The sequence below is a fragment of the Variovorax sp. GW821-FHT09A10 genome (assembly GCF_059418385.1).
This window is the reverse complement of the sequence record NZ_JBWKPT010000001.1, coordinates 468,760-486,243: the sequence shown is the minus strand read 5'-3', so window position 1 is coordinate 486,243 and position 17,484 is coordinate 468,760. Positions and strand designations below refer to the sequence as shown.

The following is a 17,484-nucleotide window of genomic DNA, read 5'->3' as shown; positions in this document are numbered from 1 at the left end:
TCCATGCAAGTAAAGGCCAAGGCCTCGCCCGCCGACGAAACCGCTGCCCAGGGCACCCGCAACCGCGCCGTGCTGGGGCAGCTCAGCGACATGGACCTGCGCCTGCTCAAGGTGTTCAAGAGCGTGGTCGACTGCGGCGGCATGGCGGCGGCCGAGCTGGAGCTGAACATCGGCACCTCCACCGTGAGCCGCCACGTGAAAGACCTCGAAACCCGCCTGGGCCTCGTGCTGTGCCGGCGCGGCCGTGCAGGCTTTGCGCTCACGGCCGAGGGCCAGCGCGTGTACGACGAGACGCTGCGCCTGCTGGCCTCGGTCGACGCCTTTCGCGGCAGCATCGACGACATCCACAACCGCATGGGCGGGCAGCTCGACGTGGCGCTGTTCGACAAGACCGCGACCAACCCGAAGGCGCGCATCGGCGAGGCCATTGCGCGCTTCACCGAGATCGCGCCCGAAGTGAACCTGGCGGTGCACGTGGGCTCGATCAACGCCATCGAGCAGGGCGTGCTGGAGGGCAACTTCCAGATCGGCATCATCCCGGCGCACCGCAGCTCGAAGAGCCTGGTGTATGCCGACCTGTTCGACGAGACCATGCTGCTGTACTGCGGCCAGGGGCATCCGCTGTTCGACAGCCCGCACGGCAAGCTCACGTGGTCGAAGCTGGGCGAGCACCATTTCGCGGGGCTGGGGTATCACTCGCCGAACATGGAGCTGAGCCACCGGGCGAGGTTGTCGCGCAAGGCGACGGGGTTTGACCAGGAGGCGATTGCGACGCTGATCCTGTCGGGGCGCTTTCTTGGGTTCTTGCCCGACCACTACGCGCAGGTGTTCGAGCAGCGCGGGTTGATGAAGGCGGTGCTGCCGGCGCGCTTCAACTATGCGTGCCGGTTCGTGAGCCTGCTGCGGCGGTCGCCGAAGCCTTCGCGGGCGGTGCTGGCGTTTCAGGCGTGCCTGGAGCAGGCGCATGGCGGTGCGAAGATCTGAAGGCACTGAAACCACCCCGGATGACCGAAACACCACTGCGTATTCGCCCTGCACTTGCGTCGGAACACCGGGCACTCGAAGACTTGCAGCGGCGTGCATCGCTCGCGAACCCCGGCGATCGCGAGGCGATTCAGTCCGACCCGGACGCCATCGAACTGCCTCTGGCCCAGATCGTCGATGGCCGGGTGTTCGTGGCAGAGATCCATGGCGTGACGGCGGGATTCGCTGTCGTGCTGCCCAACGACGACGGCAGCGCCGAACTCGATGGATTGTTCGTCGAGCCCGAGGCATGGCGTCGCGGCATCGGCAAGGCATTGGTCGCGCACTGTCTCGAGCTTTCCCGGCGCCAGGGCGCGTCGGCGCTCCAGGTCACCGGCAATCCACACGCCGGGTCGTTCTACCTTCGATGCGGATTCGAGGCGAACGGCACTGTCGCCGTGCGTTTCGGCAGGGCCGAGCGGTTCCGCAAGGTCTTCTAGACCTTTGTGGTGCTATCGCTGTCCGCTGGGCAGCAACAAATGCTTCGCCCCGATGTGCGCTTCCATCTCATGCATGTGGTGCTCCGCATCCACCATGTGCTCCACCATCAACCGCCGCACCTCGTCCGCATCTTCCTTGCGGTAGGCCGCCAGCAGCTGCGTGTGGTAGTCCACGTTGGTCTCGCCGAAGTGGTGGTGATCCAGCGCCTTTTTGTAGACGACGAGGTCGCGCAGCAGGTCGTTGAGAAAGCGGCACATGAAGGACAGCACCGGATTGGGGCAGGCCTCGGCCAGCATCGTGTGGAAGGCCAGCTCGGCCTCGCGCTGGGTGCGCAGCTCGTCTTCGTTGGTGGGCTCGACGGTGCACAGGCGCACGTTGTCTTCGAGCCGCGCGAACTGCTCGGGCGTGAGCCGCCCGACCACGCTCACGGCCAGTTCGGGCTCCAGCGCCTTGCGCAGCTGGTAGATGTGGTGGCCGTCCAGGTGGTGAAAGTGCAGGAAGTTGCGCAGCGGCTCCGACGCATGGTCGACCGACACCTGCTGCAGGTACGCGCCGCCGCCGGGGCCGGTGCGGATCGAGATCAGCCCGCGCACTTCGAGCGCCTTCAGCGCCTCGCGCACCGTGCTCTTCGAATAGCCGAAGAGCTCGATCAGTTCCTTCTCGTTCGGTAGCCGGTCGCCGGGCTGCTTGCGCTCGGCAACGATCCATCGCTTGACGTCTTCGACGATGACGTCCGAGAGCTTTTGCCGCTTCGGAGGGTTGTGCCCCACTCTCATCAAAACGCTCCATCCATGCACATCGGGAGATGCGCGGGATGCGCAACAGCGCGCGATCTTAACGGCGTCATCGGCAGGGTCGGGTTGGGTTTGGGCACGGGGCTTGCTAACGGGTTTTTACCAACATATTAATCCTATTTATCCGCTTAAATTGCCGGCGATCGCAGGCACTGTGTTTTCTTCCCCACTTCCCACACCACGACCGGAGAACCCCATGCAACGCAGACAACTCCTTCAGCTGGCCGCCCTGTCGGCCGCCCCGGCCTCGCTCCTGATGAGCCGCTCGGCCATCGCCCAGGCCACCGACGTGATCCGCTTCGGTGCACCGGTGCCCATGTCGGGTGCCTTCGCAGCCAACGGCAAGTTCGCCGACCTGGGCACCAAGCTGGCGATCGAGCAGTACGGCAAGGTGCTGAACCGTCCGCTGGCCTACACGCTGCTGGACACCGAAGGCAAGCCGGCCACCGCCGTGCGCAAGGTGCAGGAGGCCTCGCAGCAGCAGGGCGCGAAATTCTTCGCGGGCGGCATCCTGTCGTCGGAAGCACTGGCCATGGGCAAGGAGGCCGAGAAGGCCGGCGGCCTGTTCATCACCACCGCGGGCGCCGACGAGATCACGGGCAAGGACTGCAATCCCGCCACCTTCCGCTGGTCGGTGCCCACCTTCGGTGCGATCGAGCAGACGGTGCGCCCGCTGATCGCGTCCATGCCCAAGGCCAAGCGCTGGTACACGATCACGCCGCAGTACGTGTTCGGCGACGGCCTCCTGAGCGCGGCCAAGACCATCTTCCAGGAGAAGGGCATCGAGCACGTGGGCAACAGCTACCACTCGCTCAACGACAAGGAGTTCAGCGGCTATCTCACCAACGCGATGGCCGCCAAGCCCGACGTGCTGCTGCTGCTGAACTTCGGCGCGCAGTCGTCGGCCGCGCTGCGCCAGGCGGTGAGCTTCGGCATGCACAAGAACATGACGATCCTCATGGCCTGGGCTTCGGGCCTGGAGCAGTTCGACGAACTGGGCGCCGACCTGTGCGACGGCGTCTACTTCGGTGCGCAGTACTGGCACACGGTCGACACGCCGCTCAACAAGGACCTGGTGAAGCGCACCGCCGACAAGCTGAAGATCGTGCCCAACTACAGCCTGGCGGGTTCGTACATCTGCACCAAGATCCTCATCGACGGCATCGTGAAAGCCGGCACGGTCGACCAGAAGGCCGTGATCGCGGCGCTCGAAGGCATGAAGTTCGACGGCCTCACGGGCGTGGAAGAAATCCGCAAGGCCGACCACCAGGTCATCAAGGACTACTACCTGCTCAAGGGCAAGGCGAAGTCGAAGATGGCCAACCCGGCCGACTACGTGGACGTGGTCAGTTCCGGCAAGTCGTTCCTGCCCGTCGACAAGACCGGCTGCAAGCTGGCCTGACGCCGCCCGGCTTCGCGCCGCGCCCGCGCCGTTTTTGGGCGCGGGCAGGGCGCGTGCCGCCTGCACGTTTGCCACCCCCACGACACCTATGTCCGTCTACCTGCTCCAGACCATCAACGGAATCGGCATCGGCATGCTGTATTTCCTGCTGGCCGTTGGCTTGTCCATCGTGTTCGGCCTGCTGCGCTTCGTGAACTTCGCGCACGGCGCTTTCTACCTGCTGGGCGCCTACCTGTGCTTCCAGGCCATGCAGTGGGGGCTCAACTTCTGGGCCGCGCTCGTGCTGGTGCCGCTGTTCGTCGGCGCGCTCGGCTGGCTGGCCGAGAAGCTGCTGCTGCGCCGCGTGTACGCCAAGCCGCACGAGTTCCACATCCTCGTGACCGTGGGCCTGGCGCTCGCGGTGCAGGAGATCGTCATCGTGTTCTGGGGCCCGCTGGGCAACAGCGTGCCCACGCCCGACCTGCTGCAGGGCGTGGTGATGTGGGGCAGCTTCATCTACCCGAAGTACCGGCTCTTCGTGATCGGCTTCACCGCCGTGCTCGCGGTGGGGTTGTGGTGGGTGCTCGAAGGCACGCGCCTGGGCAGCGCGGTGCGCGCGGGCAGCGAATCGACCGAGATGGTCTCGCTGCTGGGCATCAACGTGTTCCGCGTGTTCAGCCTGGTGTTCGCGCTCGGCGCGGCCACGGCGGCGCTGGCCGGCGTGCTGGCCGCGCCCATCCGCGGGGCCGAGCCCTTCATGGGCGTCGAGGCGCTGGGCGTGGCCTTCGTGGTCGTGGTGATCGGCGGGCTCGGCAGCTTCAGCGGGGCGCTGGTCGGCGGCGTGCTGATCGGCATCGTGCAAAGCCTCATGAGCACCATCTGGCCGCCGGGGGCGAGCCTGATGATCTACATCGCGATGGGCGCCGTGCTGCTGCTGCGCCCGCATGGCCTGCTCGGCCGCAGAGGATGAACGCGCCATGCCAAAGAAATACACCTTCCTGCTGGCGCTGATCGTCGCGCTCGCGCTGCCGCTGTGCATGCGCTCGGGCTCGCTCGCGAGCGAAGTGCTCATCTACGCGCTCGCGGCCCTGGGCTGCAACCTGCTGCTGGGCTACACGGGGTTGCTCTCGTTCGGCCAGGGCATCTTCTTCGGGCTGGGCAGCTACACCATCGCGATCCTGCTCACGCGGCTGCAACTGCCGATGCCACTCGCCTTGCTCGCCGCCATCGGCATGGGCGCGCTGGGCGCAGCGGTGGTCGGCTGGGTCGCCATCCGCCAGCGCGGCACCTACTTCGTGATGCTCACGCTGGCCTTTGCGCAGATGTTCTATTTCATCGCCTACACGGCCTCGGGGCTCACGGGCGGCGACAACGGCCTGCTCGACGTGCCGCGTCCGGCCTTCATGGACACGCCGTGGAAGTACTACGCCTTCGTGGCGGTGATCTTCCTGGCCGCGTTCGCGCTGCTGCTCAAGGTGACCGACTCGGTCTTCGGCCGCACGCTGCTCGCCATCCGCGACAACGAGGACCGCGCCGCCGCCGTGGGCTACGACCTGAAGCGCTTCAAGCTGCTGGCCTTCGTGATCTCGGGCGCCGTCACCGGCCTGGCCGGCGGCCTGCACGCCATGATGACCGGCATCGCGCCGTTGTCGAACGCCGAGTACCACACGAGCGAGATGATCCTGGTCATCACCGTGATCGGCGGCACCGGCAACCTCTTTGCCTCGGTGCTCGGCTCGGCCTTCTACGTGCTGCTGGCCGACTGGCTTTCCACGCTGTGGCCGCGCTGGCTGCTGCTGTTGGGCCTGCTGCTGATCGGCGTGAGCATCGGCATGCAACGCGGCCTGTGGGGCCTGGGCGAAAGCGCCTGGCGCAGGGTGTTCCGCAAGACGGCTGCTGCCGCCGAAGCGCCGCTGGCACAGGGAGAAAAAGCATGAGCGACATCCTCATCGAAGCCATCGGCGTCACCAAGCACTACGGCAAGTTCGCCGCGCTCGGCGGGGTCGACCTGAAGATCAAGCGCAACACCGTGCACTCGGTGATCGGACCCAACGGCGCGGGCAAGACCACGCTGTTCCACATGCTCACGGGCACCGGCACCACCACGGGCGGGCGCATCCTGTTCGACGGCCACGACGTGACGCGCGAGCCCGACCACCAGCGCGTGCAGCGCGGCATGGCGCGCTCGTTCCAGGTCACGAGCCTGTTCCCCAGTCTGTCGGTGCGCGAGAACCTGCGCGTGGCGGCGCAGGGCATCGCGCCGCGCCAGGCCATGAACTGCTGGCGCGCCCCCATCGGCGAGCGCGCCTGCGCCGACACGGTGGCCGAGGTGCTCGCGCGCGTCGGCCTCGAGCGACTGGCCGACACGCCTGCCAGCGTGCTCTCGCACGGCCAGCAGCGCCGCCTCGAAGTGGGCATGGCGCTGGCCGCAAAGCCCAAGGCCATCTTCCTGGACGAGCCGACCTCGGGCATGGGCATCGACGACCTCGACGACATGAAGCAGCTCATCCGCGGCCTGCGCGACGCACACACCGTGGTGTTGATCGAGCACAACATGAACATCGTGATGGACATCTCCGACACCGTGACCGTCATGCAACTGGGCCGCGTGCTGGCCGAGGGGCTGCCGGGCGACATCCGGTCCGACGCGCGCGTGCGCACGGCGTACCTGGGCAACATGATCACCGGAGGCAAGGCATGAGCAACATCCTCGAAGTCGAAGGCCTGCACGCGCACTACGGCAAGAGCCATGTGCTGCAGGGCGTGTCGCTCACGGTGGGCGAGGCCGAACTCGTCACGCTGCTGGGCCGCAACGGCGCGGGCAAGTCGACCACGCTCAAGAGCATTGCCGGCGCCGTCACGCCCACGAAAGGGCGCGTGCGCTTCCAGGGGGCGGACATCGCGGGCCAGCCGCCGCACCGCATCGCCACGCGCGGCGTGTGCCTGGTGCCCGAGCACCGCGGCATCTTCAAGCTGCTCACGGTGGAAGAGAACCTGCTGCTCGGCCTGCGGCGCGATTCGCCCTGGCAGCTGGCCGACATCTACCGCATCTTTCCGCGCCTGAAGGAGCGCCGGCGCAACGGCGGCGGGCAGCTGTCGGGCGGCGAGCAGCAGATGCTGGCCATCGGCCGCGCGCTCATGAACCACCCGCGCCTGCTGATCCTCGACGAGCCCGTGGAAGGCCTGGCGCCGGTGATCGTGGAAGAGATCGTCGCGCAGCTCAAGACCATCAAGGCCGCGGGCGTCGCCATCCTGCTGGTCGAGCAGAACCTCGAGGTCTGCGTGCAGCTGGCCGACCGCCACTACATCGTGGAGCAGGGCGTGATCGTGCACGAGGCCGGCAACGCCGCCTTCATGGCCGACCACGACGTGAAAGACAGATACCTCGGCGTCGGGCTCGCCTGACCTCGCCATCCATTCGTCGCAAAAACCATGAACACAACGAACGAACTTTCCACCGCAACGGACGTGCGCGCCCTGCGCGTGAACGGCCAGCGCCTCTGGGACTCGCTGATGCAGCTGGCGCAGCTCGGCGCCACCGAGAAGGGCGGCGTGTGTCGCATCGCGCTCACCGACCTGGACCGCCAGGGCCGCGACCTCTTCACGCGCTGGGCGCGCGAGGCCGGCTGCGAGGTGCGCGTGGACGCCATCGGCAACATCTTCGCGCGCCGCGCGGGCCGCAACAACGCGCTGCCCCCCATCACCACCGGCAGCCACATCGACACGCAGCCCACGGGCGGCAAGTTCGACGGCAACTACGGCGTGCTCGCGGGGCTCGAAGTGATCCGAAGCCTGAACGACGCCGGCATCGCCACCGAAGCGCCGGTCGAGGTGGCGGTGTGGACCAACGAGGAAGGCTCGCGCTTCGTGCCCGTGATGATGGGCTCGGGCGTGTTCGCCGGCGCCTTCACGCTGGAGCACGCACTCGCGCAGCGCGACACCGAGGGCGTGAGCGTGGCGGATGCGCTCTCGGCCATCGGCTACGCGGGCGCCGTGCCCGCCTCGGCGGCGGCGTCGCCGGTCGGCGCCTACTTCGAGGCGCACATCGAACAGGGCCCGGTGCTCGAAGCCAACGAACGCGTCATCGGCGTGGTCGAGGGCGCGCTGGGCCAGCGCTGGTACGACGTGGTGGTGCAGGGCATGGAAGCCCACGCCGGCCCCACGCCGATGGAGCTGCGCAAGGATGCGCTGCTGGCCGCCGCCGAACTCGTGGTCGAGGTGAACCGCATCGCGCTCGCGCATGCGCCGCACGGGCGCGGCACGGTCGGCTGGATCGACAACTACCCGAACTCGCGCAACGTGATCCCGGGCCGCGTGAAGCTCAGCGTCGACCTGCGTGCGGCCGACGACGTGGTGCTGTCGGCCATGGACGCGGCACTGAAAGAAGCCGTGCAGCGCATCGCCACCAAGGGCAAGGTCGAGGCGACGGCCGAGCAGGTCGTGTACTTCCCGCCGCAGCCGTTCACGCCCGCGCTGGTGTCGGCCGTGCGCGAGGCTGCGCAGGACCAGGGCATGACGTGGATGAATGTGATCAGCGGCGCCGGCCACGACGCGGTGTACCTCGCGCGCGTGTGCCCCGCGGCGATGATCTTCGTGCCCTGCCTGGACGGCATCAGCCACAACGAGATCGAGGACGCGCAGCCCGACCACCTTGAGGCCGGCTGCAACGTGCTGCTGCAGGCGATGCTGCAGAGCGCGGGAGTGGCCACGTGAAGGCGGCGCTTCGCCGCATCGGCCTGCACTGCGTGCTGGCGATGGGCATGGTCGCGACGTCGGCGGCGGCCCTGGCGGCTGGAGAGCCGATCCTGGTCGGCCAGTCCGCGGTGCTCACGGGCCCGTTCACGCCGAACAGCCTCGCGTTCATGGAAGGCCAGACGTTGTTCCTCGACCAGTTGAACAAGGCGGGCGGCGTCGGTGGCCGGCCCGTCAAGATGATCACCTACGACGACGCCTACATCCCCGAGAAGGCCGCGGCCAATGCCGAGAAGCTGCTCGGCACGGACCGCGTCGTCTGCCTGTTCGGAACCATGGGCACGGGCATCGGCGCGGCCATGGTGCCGGTGGCGGCGAAGTACGACAGCTTCATCTTCGGCGGGCTGACCGGCGCGGCGGTGCTGCGCGGGCCGAAGGTGCCGATCTTCCACGTGCGGGAGTCGTATGCCGACGAGGTCTCGCGCGTGATGAACCACCTGACGACCGTGGGCCTGACGCGCATCGCCATCGTCTCCAGCGATGACGCCTACGGCAAGGGCATCGAGAAGGACGCGGTGGCCGCGCTCGAGAAGAACAAGCGGCCGGCCCTGCTGTCGCTGCGTTTCGATCCGAAGGAAAAAGACCATCCCGCCATCGCGCAGCAGGTCATCGCGAGCGGGGCACAGGCGGTGTACGTCATCGCGGCCGGAACGCCGGCCATCAACATCATCCGCTCGCTGGTGGCCGCGCCCATCCATCCGCAGATCTACACGAACTCGGTGGCGAGCTCGTTCCTTCTGTACAAGGAACTCGGCGACAAGAGCCGCGGCATCGTGCTGTCGCAGGTGGTGCCGCCGTTCTGGAAGACACGCTTTCCCATCGTCGATGAATACCAGCGCGCGAGGAAGGCGGCGGGCAGCGAAGGCGAAGGCTCCTACCTGGGGCTGGAGGGCTACATCACGGCCAAGGCCTTTGCGGAATCGCTGCAGCGCGTGAAGGGGCCGATCACCACCGAATCGCTGCGCCGCAGCATCGAGAACTCGCCGCCCATGAACCTGAATGGCTTCACGGTCGCGTTCCGTCCCGACAACCGCAACGGCTCCAGCTTCGGTGACATCACCATGCTGGGCAGCGCCGGAAAGTTTGCCCAATGAAAGTCCTGATCGCCCGTCTCAACCACGAGACCAACACCTTCTCGCCCGTGCCCACGCCGCTCGCGGCCTTCGGGCCCGACGGCCCGACCTTCGGGGCGCAGGCCTACACCGACAACAAGGGCATGCGCACCGCGATGTCGGCCTTCATCGACCTGGCCGAAGCGGCCGGTGCGCAGCTCGTCACGCCGGTGTCGGCCTCGGCCAACCCGAGCGGGCCGGTCGATGCACAGGCCTACACCACGCTCACGCAATGCATCGTCGATGCGGCGCCGGGCTGCGACGCGATCCTGCTCGACCTGCACGGCGCGATGGTGGCGCAGAACAGCACCGACGGCGAAGGCGACCTGCTGGTGCGCCTGCGCGCCGTGGCGCCCGGCGTGCCGATCGGCGTGGCGCTGGACCTGCATGCCAACGTGACACCCGCGATGGTGGAGAACGCCGACGTGATCGTCGGCTTCAAGACCTACCCGCACGTCGACATGTACGAGACCGGCGAGCACGCCGGCCGCCTGCTGTTCGACCTGCTGGCCAAGCGCAGCCAGCCGCACATGCGCTGGCGCCAGCTGCCGCTGATGGCGCACACGCTGCGCAGCGCCTCGTTCACGGGCGCGATGCAGCGGGCCATCGAGGCGGCGCGCGCGGCGGAGGAGTCCGAGTCGCTGGCGGTGTCGATCCTGGCGGGCTTCTCGCTGTCGGACATCACGGCGCCGTGCATGAGCGTGATCGCGGTCGATGCGCAATCGCCCGAACGCGCGCAGGCCACGGCCGACCGCATCGCGGCGCAGATGTGGGCCGAGCGCGAAGCTTTCATCTACCGCAGCGAGCCGCTGGCCGCGTCGGTCGCGCGCGCGAAGCTCATCGCCGGCGGTGCCACGCGCCCGGTGCTGTTGCTCGACCATGGCGACAACTGCATGTCGGGCGGCAGCTGCGACACGATGGACGTGCTGCAGGAGGCGCTGGCGCAGGGCCTGGACGGCATCGGCGTCGGGCCGCTGTGCGACCCCGAGGCGGTGGCCGCGCTGGTCGCGGCGGGCGAGGGTGCCGAGGTGACGGTGGCGCTGGGCAACAAGGTGTCGCTGGAAGGCATCGGCCTGAAGAAGACGCCCGTGCGGATGACCGGCATGGTGCGAACCATCAGCGACGGCGAGTACGTGATCACCGGCCCCACCTACACCGGCCAGCGCAGCAGCATGGGGCGCACCGTGCTGTTCGACATCGGCGCGGCGCGCATCGTCGTCACCGAGCGCACGCAGGAGCCGTGGGACATCGGCGTGTTCGAGTGCGCCGGGCTCGACCCGCGCACCGAGCGCTTCCTGCTGCTGAAGTCGCGCATGTACTGCCGGCCGGTGTTCGAGCCGCTGTCGGCGGCGCTGGTGGAGTGCGACAGCCCCGGCGTGACCAGCTCCGACTACAGCCTGTTCCCGTTCAGCCAGGTGCGCCGGCCGGTGTTTCCGCTCGATGCGAACGCGGCGATGGACGCGCCGGCATAACCTGCCACGTCATCGACGCGCGGCGCGTGCCCCGCGACCATTCCTTCACCCCGCGCTGTTGCGGGTCGAACCCTCGAAAGGAACAGTCGCCATGAACACCGCCGCCCACGACGCCCATGCCATCGCCACGGGCTACATCGCCGTCTGGAACGAGACCGACGCTGCGCGCCGCGCCGCACTGATCGAAGCCAGCTGGACCGCCGACGCCCGCTATGTCGACCCCATGGCGCAGGCCAGCGGCCGCGAGCAGATCAGCGCGCTGGTCGGCGCGGTGCACCAGCGCTACCCGGGCTTTCGCTTCCACCTGCTGGGCAAGGCCGAGGCGCACGGCGACAACCTGCGCTTCTCGTGGACCCTGGGCCCGAGCGGTGCCGACGACCTGATCCAGGGCACCGACTTCGCGCAGGTCGACGCAGGCAAGCTGCGCGTGGTGACGGGCTTTCTCGACAAGGTGCCCGTGGGCGCGTGATGAAGCAGGCGGGTCAGTCGCCCGCCGGCCGGCCGCGCCAGAGCTTGCGGTAGACCGTGGCGCGGCTGATGCCCAGCGTGCGCGCCGCCTCGGCCACATTGCCGCGTGCGTCGCTCACCGCCTTGCGGATCAGCGCGGTTTCCACGTCGCGCAGGCGGGGGCGGCCGTCGGTCGCGGCGCCGGGTACGTCGCCGTGCTCGCTGCCGCCGCGCTGGGCCCGCACCTGCACGCGCAGGCCCGACCACAGCGGCACCTCGAGCGTGGCGTCGCCGCGCCGGGCAGCGTCGAACATCATGTGCAGCGGCAGCGCGAACAGGTCGTTGAAATGCAGGCCGCCCGGATGGCAGGCCAGCGGCTGGTGCAGCATCTGTCGGGCGGCCGCGTTGGCGCCGGTGACGTGGCCGGCGGCGTCGATGCACAGAAGGCCTTCGGTGGTCTCGCTGCTCGGACAACCGGGCCAGAGCAGCCGCAGCAGCAGCTCGCAGGGCTCGCGCTGCACCAGCAGGTTCTCGATGCTGCGCGCCGACAGGGTGGCCAGGTGGCGCAGCTCGGGCCGCTCGACCACCTGCACCCCTGTGAGGTCGAGCATGCCGATGCAGTCGCCCCGGGGGCCGAAGAGCGGGGCGCCGGCGCAGCTGTACACACTGGTGTCGTCAAAGAAGTGTTCACCCCGGTGCAGCCACACCGATTCCTGCTCGGCCAGCGCCGTGCCGATCGCGCTGGTGCCGATGGCGTTTTCGGACAGGTCGACGCCGATGCGCCCGATGTCGCGCGCGTAGCGGGCGGCCGGGTCGGTGCCGTCGGGCAGGGTACCCACGTCGACCACGATGCCGCGGGCGTCGGTCAGGATGGCGAAATAGCGGGTGTCGGCAATGGCGCGCGAGAGCCTTTCGATCACCGGACGCGCCGCCGTGACCAGGGCCCGATTGCATTCCGTGACCTCGCGGCTGGCGGTGCGGCTCACGGGCTCGAAGCTCACGCGCTGCTGGGGCCGGCGGCCGGCCTCGAGGCAGCGCTGCCACGAGCGGGTGATGCCCGGATCGACCCGCGCACCGGTGCGCGGACGCGGGCCGTCGCCTTCGATCAGGTCGCGGCGCGCCTGCGCAATGGCCAACGAACGCTCGACGGGAGGTGGGGCGGCGGAAGCGGACATCATCATGTGGATTCTTCTTCGCGCGGGGAGGGCGGGCGGCTTTTCCGGGCTCGCGGGACGACAAGCTGTTTCATTTTGAGAATTTCCAGCGGTCTGTGCAAGTGTCAAGGGTTTTGCCTAGGATAGTGCGAAAGGGTGGCATCCAAGATGCCTCGCAGAACCAGCCATCACCTTCCATGGAGACAGCCACATGCAGGTCGCTTTCACGGTCAACGGCCGCCCGGTCACGGTCGACGCCCCACCGAACACCTTCCTTGTGCACGCGATCCGCGAGCACCTCCACCTCACCGGAACCCACGTCGGCTGCGACACCGCCCAGTGCGGCGCCTGCACGGTCCACCTGAACGGCCGCGCGGTCAAGTCGTGCAACATCCTGGTCGCGCAGGCGGCCGGCGCCGATGTCACCACCATCGAGGGCATCGCCGAGGCCGACGGCACCATGCACCCCATGCAGGCGGCCTTCAAGGAGTGCCACGGCCTGCAGTGCGGTTTCTGCACCCCGGGCATGGTCATGAGCGCCATCGACCTGTGCACCCACCACCCCAAATCGAGCGAATCGGAAATCCGCGAGCTGCTCGAGGGCAACCTGTGCCGTTGCACGGGCTACCAGAACATCGTGAAGGCCGTGAAGATGGGCGGCGAGGCCATGGCCTCGGGCACCCCGGTCAAGACCACCGTCGCAGCCTGAAGGGAGCCGCATCATGGGTGCTTCCGACTTCTCCAACCTGCCGCACATCGGCGAGGCCCTGCGGCGCAAGGAAGACTATCGCTTCCTGACCGGCGCGGGCAACTACACCGACGACATCACGCTGGCCAACCAGAGCCATGCGGTCTTCGTGCGCTCGCCGCACGCGCACGCCGTCATCAAGTCCATCGACATCACCGAGGCCTCGAAGATGCCCGGCGTGGTCGGCATCTTCAGCGGCAAGGACATCGAAGGAAAGATGGGCGGGCTGCCCTGCGGCTGGCTCATCAACAACCCCGACGGCACCCCCATGAAGGAGCCGATGCACCCGATCCTGGCGATCAAGAAGGTGCGCTACGTGGGCGACCACGTCGCCATGGTGGTGGCCGAGACGGTCGAGCAGGCCAAGAACGCGGCCGAAGCCGTGGTGGTCGACTACGACGTGCTGCCCGCGCTGGTGAGCGTGGCCGACGCCGCCAAGAAGACCGGCAGCACCACGCTGCACGACGAAGCGCCCGACAACCAGTGCTACAAGTGGGTGCTGGGCGACAAGGCGGCGGTCGACAACGTGTTCACCACGGCGGCGCACGTCACCAAGCTCGACCTCGTCAACAACCGCCTGATTCCCAACCCGATCGAGCCGCGCGTGGCCATCGGCAGCTACAGCCGCGGCACCGACGACTACACACTCTACGTCTCGAACCAGAACCCGCACGTCGAGCGCCTGCTGATGACGGCCTTCGTGCTGGGCCTGCCCGAGCACAAGGTGCGCGTGATCGCGCCCGACGTGGGCGGCGGCTTCGGCTCCAAGATCTTCCTGTACGCCGAAGACGTGTGCCTGACCTGGGCGGCCAAGCAGCTCAACCGCAACATCAAGTGGACGGCGGAACGCTCGGAGTGCTTCCTGTCCGATGCGCACGGCCGCGACCACGTGAGCCACGCCGAGATGGCGATGGACAAGGACGGCAAGTTCCTGGCCATGCGCGTGCACACCGACGCCAACCTCGGCGCCTACCTGTCGACCTTCTCGACCGCGGTGCCGACCATCCTGTACGCCACGCTGCTGGCGGGCCAGTACACCACCCCGCAGATCTACGTCGAGGTCGATGCCTGGTTCACCAACACCTCGCCGGTGGATGCGTACCGCGGGGCCGGGCGGCCCGAGGCCACCTACCTGCTGGAGCGCCTCGTGTCGCGCTGCGCCTGGGAAATGAACCTGGGCCAGGACGAGATCCGCAAGCGCAACTTCATCACCAGCTTCCCGTACCAGACGCCCGTGGCGCTGCAGTACGACACCGGCGACTTCCATGCCTGCATGGACAAGGCGCGGGTGCTGGCCGAGGTCGACGGCTACGCCGCGCGCAAGGCGGCGACCGAGGCCAAGGGCAAGCTGCGCGGCATGGGCTATTCGAGCTACATCGAGGCCTGCGGCATCGCGCCGTCGAACATCGCGGGGGCGCTCGGCGCGCGCGCGGGCCTGTTCGAGTGCGGCGAGATCCGCGTGCACCCGACCGGCAGCGTGACGGTGTTCACCGGCTCGCACAGCCACGGGCAAGGCCATGAAACCACCTTCGCGCAGGTCGTGGCCGCACGCCTGGGCATTCCGGTCGAGAACGTCGACGTGGTGCACGGCGACACCGGCCGCGTGCCCTTCGGCATGGGCACCTACGGCTCGCGCTCCATCTCGGTGGGCGGCGCGGCCATCATGAAGGCGCTCGACAAGATCGAGACCAAGGCCAAGAAGATCGCCGCGCACCTCATGGAGGCGAGCGACGCCGACATCGAGTTCGCCAACGGCGAGTTCACGGTCAAGGGCACCGACAAGAAGATCCCGTTCGGCCAGGTGGCGCTCACGGCCTACGTGCCGCACAACTACCCGCTCGACAAGCTCGAGCCCGGCCTGAACGAAACCGCCTTCTACGACCCGACCAACTTCACCTTCCCGGGCGGCACCTACATCTGCGAGGTCGAGATCGACAAAGAGACCGGCGAAGTCAAGGTCGACCGCTTCACCGCGGTGGACGACTTCGGCACCATCATCAACCCGATGATCGTCGAGGGCCAGGTGCACGGCGGGCTGGTGCAGGGCATCGGCCAGGCGCTGCTCGAGAACTGCGTCTACGACAACGAAACCGGCCAGCTGCTCACCGGCAGCTTCATGGACTACGCCATGCCGCGCGCTGGCGACTTCCCGCAGTTCAAGCTCGACACCGTCTGCACCCCCTGCACCCACAACCCGCTGGGCACCAAGGGCTGCGGCGAGGCGGGCGCCATCGGGTCGCCGCCGGCTGTCATCAACGCCGTGCTCGACGCGCTGGCGCCGCTGGGCGTCAAGGATTTCGACATGCCCGCTTCGTCCAGCCGCGTCTGGGAAGCGATGCAGGCCGCCGCCAAGCCCTGAACGACACAAGAAATAACAGAGAAGGAATCACCCCATGTATGCCTTCACACTCGAACGGCCCGCCAGCGTGGCAGATGCCACCCGGTTGATCGCCGCGGGCGGCAAGCCACTGGCCGGCGGACAGACCCTGCTGGCCTCGATGAAGTTGCGGCTGTCGGCGCCTGAACAGCTCGTCGACCTCAGCGGCATCAAGGAACTCACCGGCATCAAGAAGGATGGCGGCGCGATCACCGTCGGCGCCATGTCGCGCCACCTCGACGTGGCGAACAACGCCGACGTGAAGGCCGCGTACCCCGCGCTGGCCGATCTCGCGTCGCGCATCGGCGACCGGCAGGTGCGCGCGATGGGCACGGTCGGCGGCTCGGTGGCCAACAACGACCCGGCGGCGTGCTACCCGAGCGCGGTGCTGGCCTCGGGCGCGACCATCGTCACCTCGAAGCGTGAGATCGCGGCCGACGACTTCTTCCAGGGCCTGTTCACCACAGCGCTCGAAGAAGACGAACTGATCGTCGCCATCCGCTTCCCGATCCCGAAGCGTGCGGTGTACGAGAAGCTGCGCCAGAAGGCCTCGAACTTCCCGCTGGTCGGCATCTTCCTGGCGCAGTACGACAGCGGCGTGCGCGTGGCCGTCACCGGCGCGGGCAACGGCGTGTTCCGCCATGCCGGGCTCGAGGACGCGCTCAACAAGAGCTTCACCGCCGCGGCAGCTGCCGCCGTGAAGATCGACGCGAGCGACCTCAACAGCGACCTGCATGCCTCGGCCGCCTACCGCGCGAACCTGATCAGCGTGCTGACGCAGCGCGCCGTGACCAAAGCACTCGGCTGAAGCAGCCCAGCGCCGCCGCCCACCGGAAGGCGCGACAGCCTCGCGTCTTCCGCTACGCTTGCCCATGATCTTCCCGACCATCGACGCCCTTTCCGACGGCTTGCGGCAGGCCGGCTACTTTGCCGACCGCCGCCTGGCCACCGCGGTGTTCCTCGCGCTCAAGCTGCAGCGCCCGCTGCTGCTCGAAGGCGAACCCGGCGTCGGCAAGACCGAGCTGGCCAAGGCGCTGTCGACGGCCCTGAACCGCGAGCTGCTGCGCCTGCAGTGCTACGACGGCATGGAGCAGCGCGAGGCGCTCTATGAATGGAACTACGCTGCGCAGCTGCTGCACATGCGCGCGGCCGAAGCCACGGGGGCTGCACGCGACGTGGAGGCCGAGGTCTACCAGCCGCACTACCTGATCCGCCGCCCGCTGCTGCAGGCGCTGCAGACGCCGGCCCCCGGCTCGGTGCTGTTGATCGACGAGGTCGACCGCGCCGACGAGCCCTTCGAAGCCTTCCTGCTCGAGTACCTGGGCGAGTACCAGGTCAGCATTCCCGAGCTGGGCACCGTGCGCGCCGTGGTGCCGCCGGTCACCTTGCTCACCAGCAACCGCACGCGCGAGCTCAACGACGCCGTGAAGCGGCGCTGCCTCTACCACTGGCTCGACTACCCCGAGCGCGAGCGCGAGCTCGCCATCGTGCGTGCGCAGGTGCCGCAGGCCGGCGAGGCACTGTCGGCGCAGGTGGCGGCCTTTGTCGCGCGGCTGCGCTCGGCACCGTTCGTCAACGCCTTCCAGCGCGCGCCCGGCATCGCCGAAAGCGTGGAGTGGGCGCGGGCGCTCATCGCGCTCGACACCGTCGAACTCGACCCCGAAGTGGTCGTCGACACCGCCGGCATCCTCTTCAAGCAGCGCGACGACGTGGCGGCGCTGACGCACGAGCTGGCCTCCGACCTGCTGAGGCCCGAGGAACCGCTCGCGAGCTGAGCGAGGCC

General features: G+C 68.2%; 17 protein-coding genes. 15 read left to right on the top strand and 2 right to left on the bottom strand.

The features are described 5' to 3' along the window. Window positions 1-3 precede the first annotated feature (3 nt). Together AC07Q9_RS02335 and AC07Q9_RS02330 are read left to right on the top strand one after the other, a co-directional pair. Complete coding sequence (locus AC07Q9_RS02335; RefSeq protein ID WP_062468761.1) at window positions 4-984, top strand: LysR family transcriptional regulator; 981 nt, start codon at window positions 4-6, stop codon at window positions 982-984. Window positions 985-1,004: 20 nt separating this feature from the next. Then, window positions 1,005-1,463, top strand: a complete 459-nt coding sequence (locus tag AC07Q9_RS02330) for a GNAT family N-acetyltransferase (protein ID WP_495307118.1) — start codon at window positions 1,005-1,007, stop codon at window positions 1,461-1,463. A 12-nt stretch (window positions 1,464-1,475) separates the two neighbouring features. Here the strand turns inward: AC07Q9_RS02330 and AC07Q9_RS02325 are convergent, their stop codons facing one another. Further along, the gene (locus tag AC07Q9_RS02325; protein ID WP_062468755.1) at window positions 1,476-2,240 is read right to left on the bottom strand and encodes a FadR/GntR family transcriptional regulator; all 765 of its coding nucleotides are present in this window, start codon (window positions 2,238-2,240) and stop codon (window positions 1,476-1,478) included. A 214-nt stretch (window positions 2,241-2,454) separates the two neighbouring features. On the opposite strand from AC07Q9_RS02325, the gene AC07Q9_RS02320 reads away from it, so the two are divergent. The 9 genes from AC07Q9_RS02320 (at window position 2,455) to AC07Q9_RS02280 (ending at window position 11,444) form a co-directional block, all read left to right on the top strand. Then, complete coding sequence (locus AC07Q9_RS02320) at window positions 2,455-3,660, top strand: ABC transporter substrate-binding protein (protein ID WP_159274611.1); 1,206 nt, start codon at window positions 2,455-2,457, stop codon at window positions 3,658-3,660. An 88-nt stretch (window positions 3,661-3,748) separates the two neighbouring features. Further along, window positions 3,749-4,609 carry a branched-chain amino acid ABC transporter permease gene (locus AC07Q9_RS02315; protein ID WP_062468750.1) on the top strand — a complete coding sequence of 287 codons (861 nt, stop codon included), beginning with the start codon at window positions 3,749-3,751 and terminating at the stop codon, window positions 4,607-4,609. A 7-nt stretch (window positions 4,610-4,616) separates the two neighbouring features. Further along, the gene (locus AC07Q9_RS02310) at window positions 4,617-5,576 is read left to right on the top strand and encodes a branched-chain amino acid ABC transporter permease (protein ID WP_489062444.1); all 960 of its coding nucleotides are present in this window, start codon (window positions 4,617-4,619) and stop codon (window positions 5,574-5,576) included. Continuing rightward, complete coding sequence (locus AC07Q9_RS02305; protein WP_495307115.1) at window positions 5,573-6,340, top strand: ABC transporter ATP-binding protein; 768 nt, start codon at window positions 5,573-5,575, stop codon at window positions 6,338-6,340. The genes AC07Q9_RS02310 and AC07Q9_RS02305 overlap by 4 nt, the downstream gene beginning before the upstream one ends. Next, window positions 6,337-7,044, top strand: coding sequence for an ABC transporter ATP-binding protein (locus tag AC07Q9_RS02300; protein WP_070063982.1), 708 nt, complete (start codon window positions 6,337-6,339; stop codon window positions 7,042-7,044). The genes AC07Q9_RS02305 and AC07Q9_RS02300 overlap by 4 nt, the downstream gene beginning before the upstream one ends. Window positions 7,045-7,071: 27 nt before the next feature. Then, window positions 7,072-8,352, top strand: a complete 1,281-nt coding sequence (locus tag AC07Q9_RS02295; protein ID WP_495307113.1) for a Zn-dependent hydrolase — start codon at window positions 7,072-7,074, stop codon at window positions 8,350-8,352. After that, complete coding sequence (locus AC07Q9_RS02290; RefSeq protein WP_495307111.1) at window positions 8,349-9,485, top strand: ABC transporter substrate-binding protein; 1,137 nt, start codon at window positions 8,349-8,351, stop codon at window positions 9,483-9,485. The genes AC07Q9_RS02295 and AC07Q9_RS02290 overlap by 4 nt, the downstream gene beginning before the upstream one ends. Further along, window positions 9,482-10,975 carry a M81 family metallopeptidase gene (locus AC07Q9_RS02285; protein WP_495307109.1) on the top strand — a complete coding sequence of 498 codons (1,494 nt, stop codon included), beginning with the start codon at window positions 9,482-9,484 and terminating at the stop codon, window positions 10,973-10,975. The genes AC07Q9_RS02290 and AC07Q9_RS02285 overlap by 4 nt, the downstream gene beginning before the upstream one ends. A 91-nt stretch (window positions 10,976-11,066) precedes the next feature. After that, entirely contained in the window at window positions 11,067-11,444 is a 378-nt protein-coding gene (locus AC07Q9_RS02280) for a nuclear transport factor 2 family protein (RefSeq protein WP_159274618.1), read from the top strand. A gap of 13 nt (window positions 11,445-11,457) precedes the next feature. Here the strand turns inward: AC07Q9_RS02280 and AC07Q9_RS02275 are convergent, their stop codons facing one another. After that, on the bottom strand, window positions 11,458-12,597 hold the full coding sequence (locus tag AC07Q9_RS02275; protein WP_495308210.1) for a helix-turn-helix domain-containing protein: 1,140 nt from the start codon (window positions 12,595-12,597) through the stop codon (window positions 11,458-11,460). Window positions 12,598-12,787: 190 nt separating this feature from the next. On the opposite strand from AC07Q9_RS02275, the gene AC07Q9_RS02270 reads away from it, so the two are divergent. The 4 genes from AC07Q9_RS02270 (at window position 12,788) to AC07Q9_RS02255 (ending at window position 17,476) form a co-directional block, all read left to right on the top strand. Next, a complete protein-coding gene (locus AC07Q9_RS02270) occupies window positions 12,788-13,285 on the top strand; it encodes a (2Fe-2S)-binding protein (RefSeq protein WP_495307107.1) in 498 nt (165 codons plus the stop codon). A gap of 13 nt (window positions 13,286-13,298) precedes the next feature. After that, window positions 13,299-15,683, top strand: a complete 2,385-nt coding sequence (locus tag AC07Q9_RS02265; protein WP_495307105.1) for a xanthine dehydrogenase family protein molybdopterin-binding subunit — start codon at window positions 13,299-13,301, stop codon at window positions 15,681-15,683. A 34-nt stretch (window positions 15,684-15,717) separates the two neighbouring features. Continuing rightward, the gene (locus AC07Q9_RS02260; protein WP_070063988.1) at window positions 15,718-16,509 is read left to right on the top strand and encodes an FAD binding domain-containing protein; all 792 of its coding nucleotides are present in this window, start codon (window positions 15,718-15,720) and stop codon (window positions 16,507-16,509) included. A gap of 64 nt (window positions 16,510-16,573) precedes the next feature. Beyond that, window positions 16,574-17,476 (top strand): AAA family ATPase, encoded by a 903-nt coding sequence (locus AC07Q9_RS02255; RefSeq protein WP_095744327.1) that lies wholly within the window; start codon window positions 16,574-16,576, stop codon window positions 17,474-17,476. Window positions 17,477-17,484: the final 8 nt, after the last annotated feature.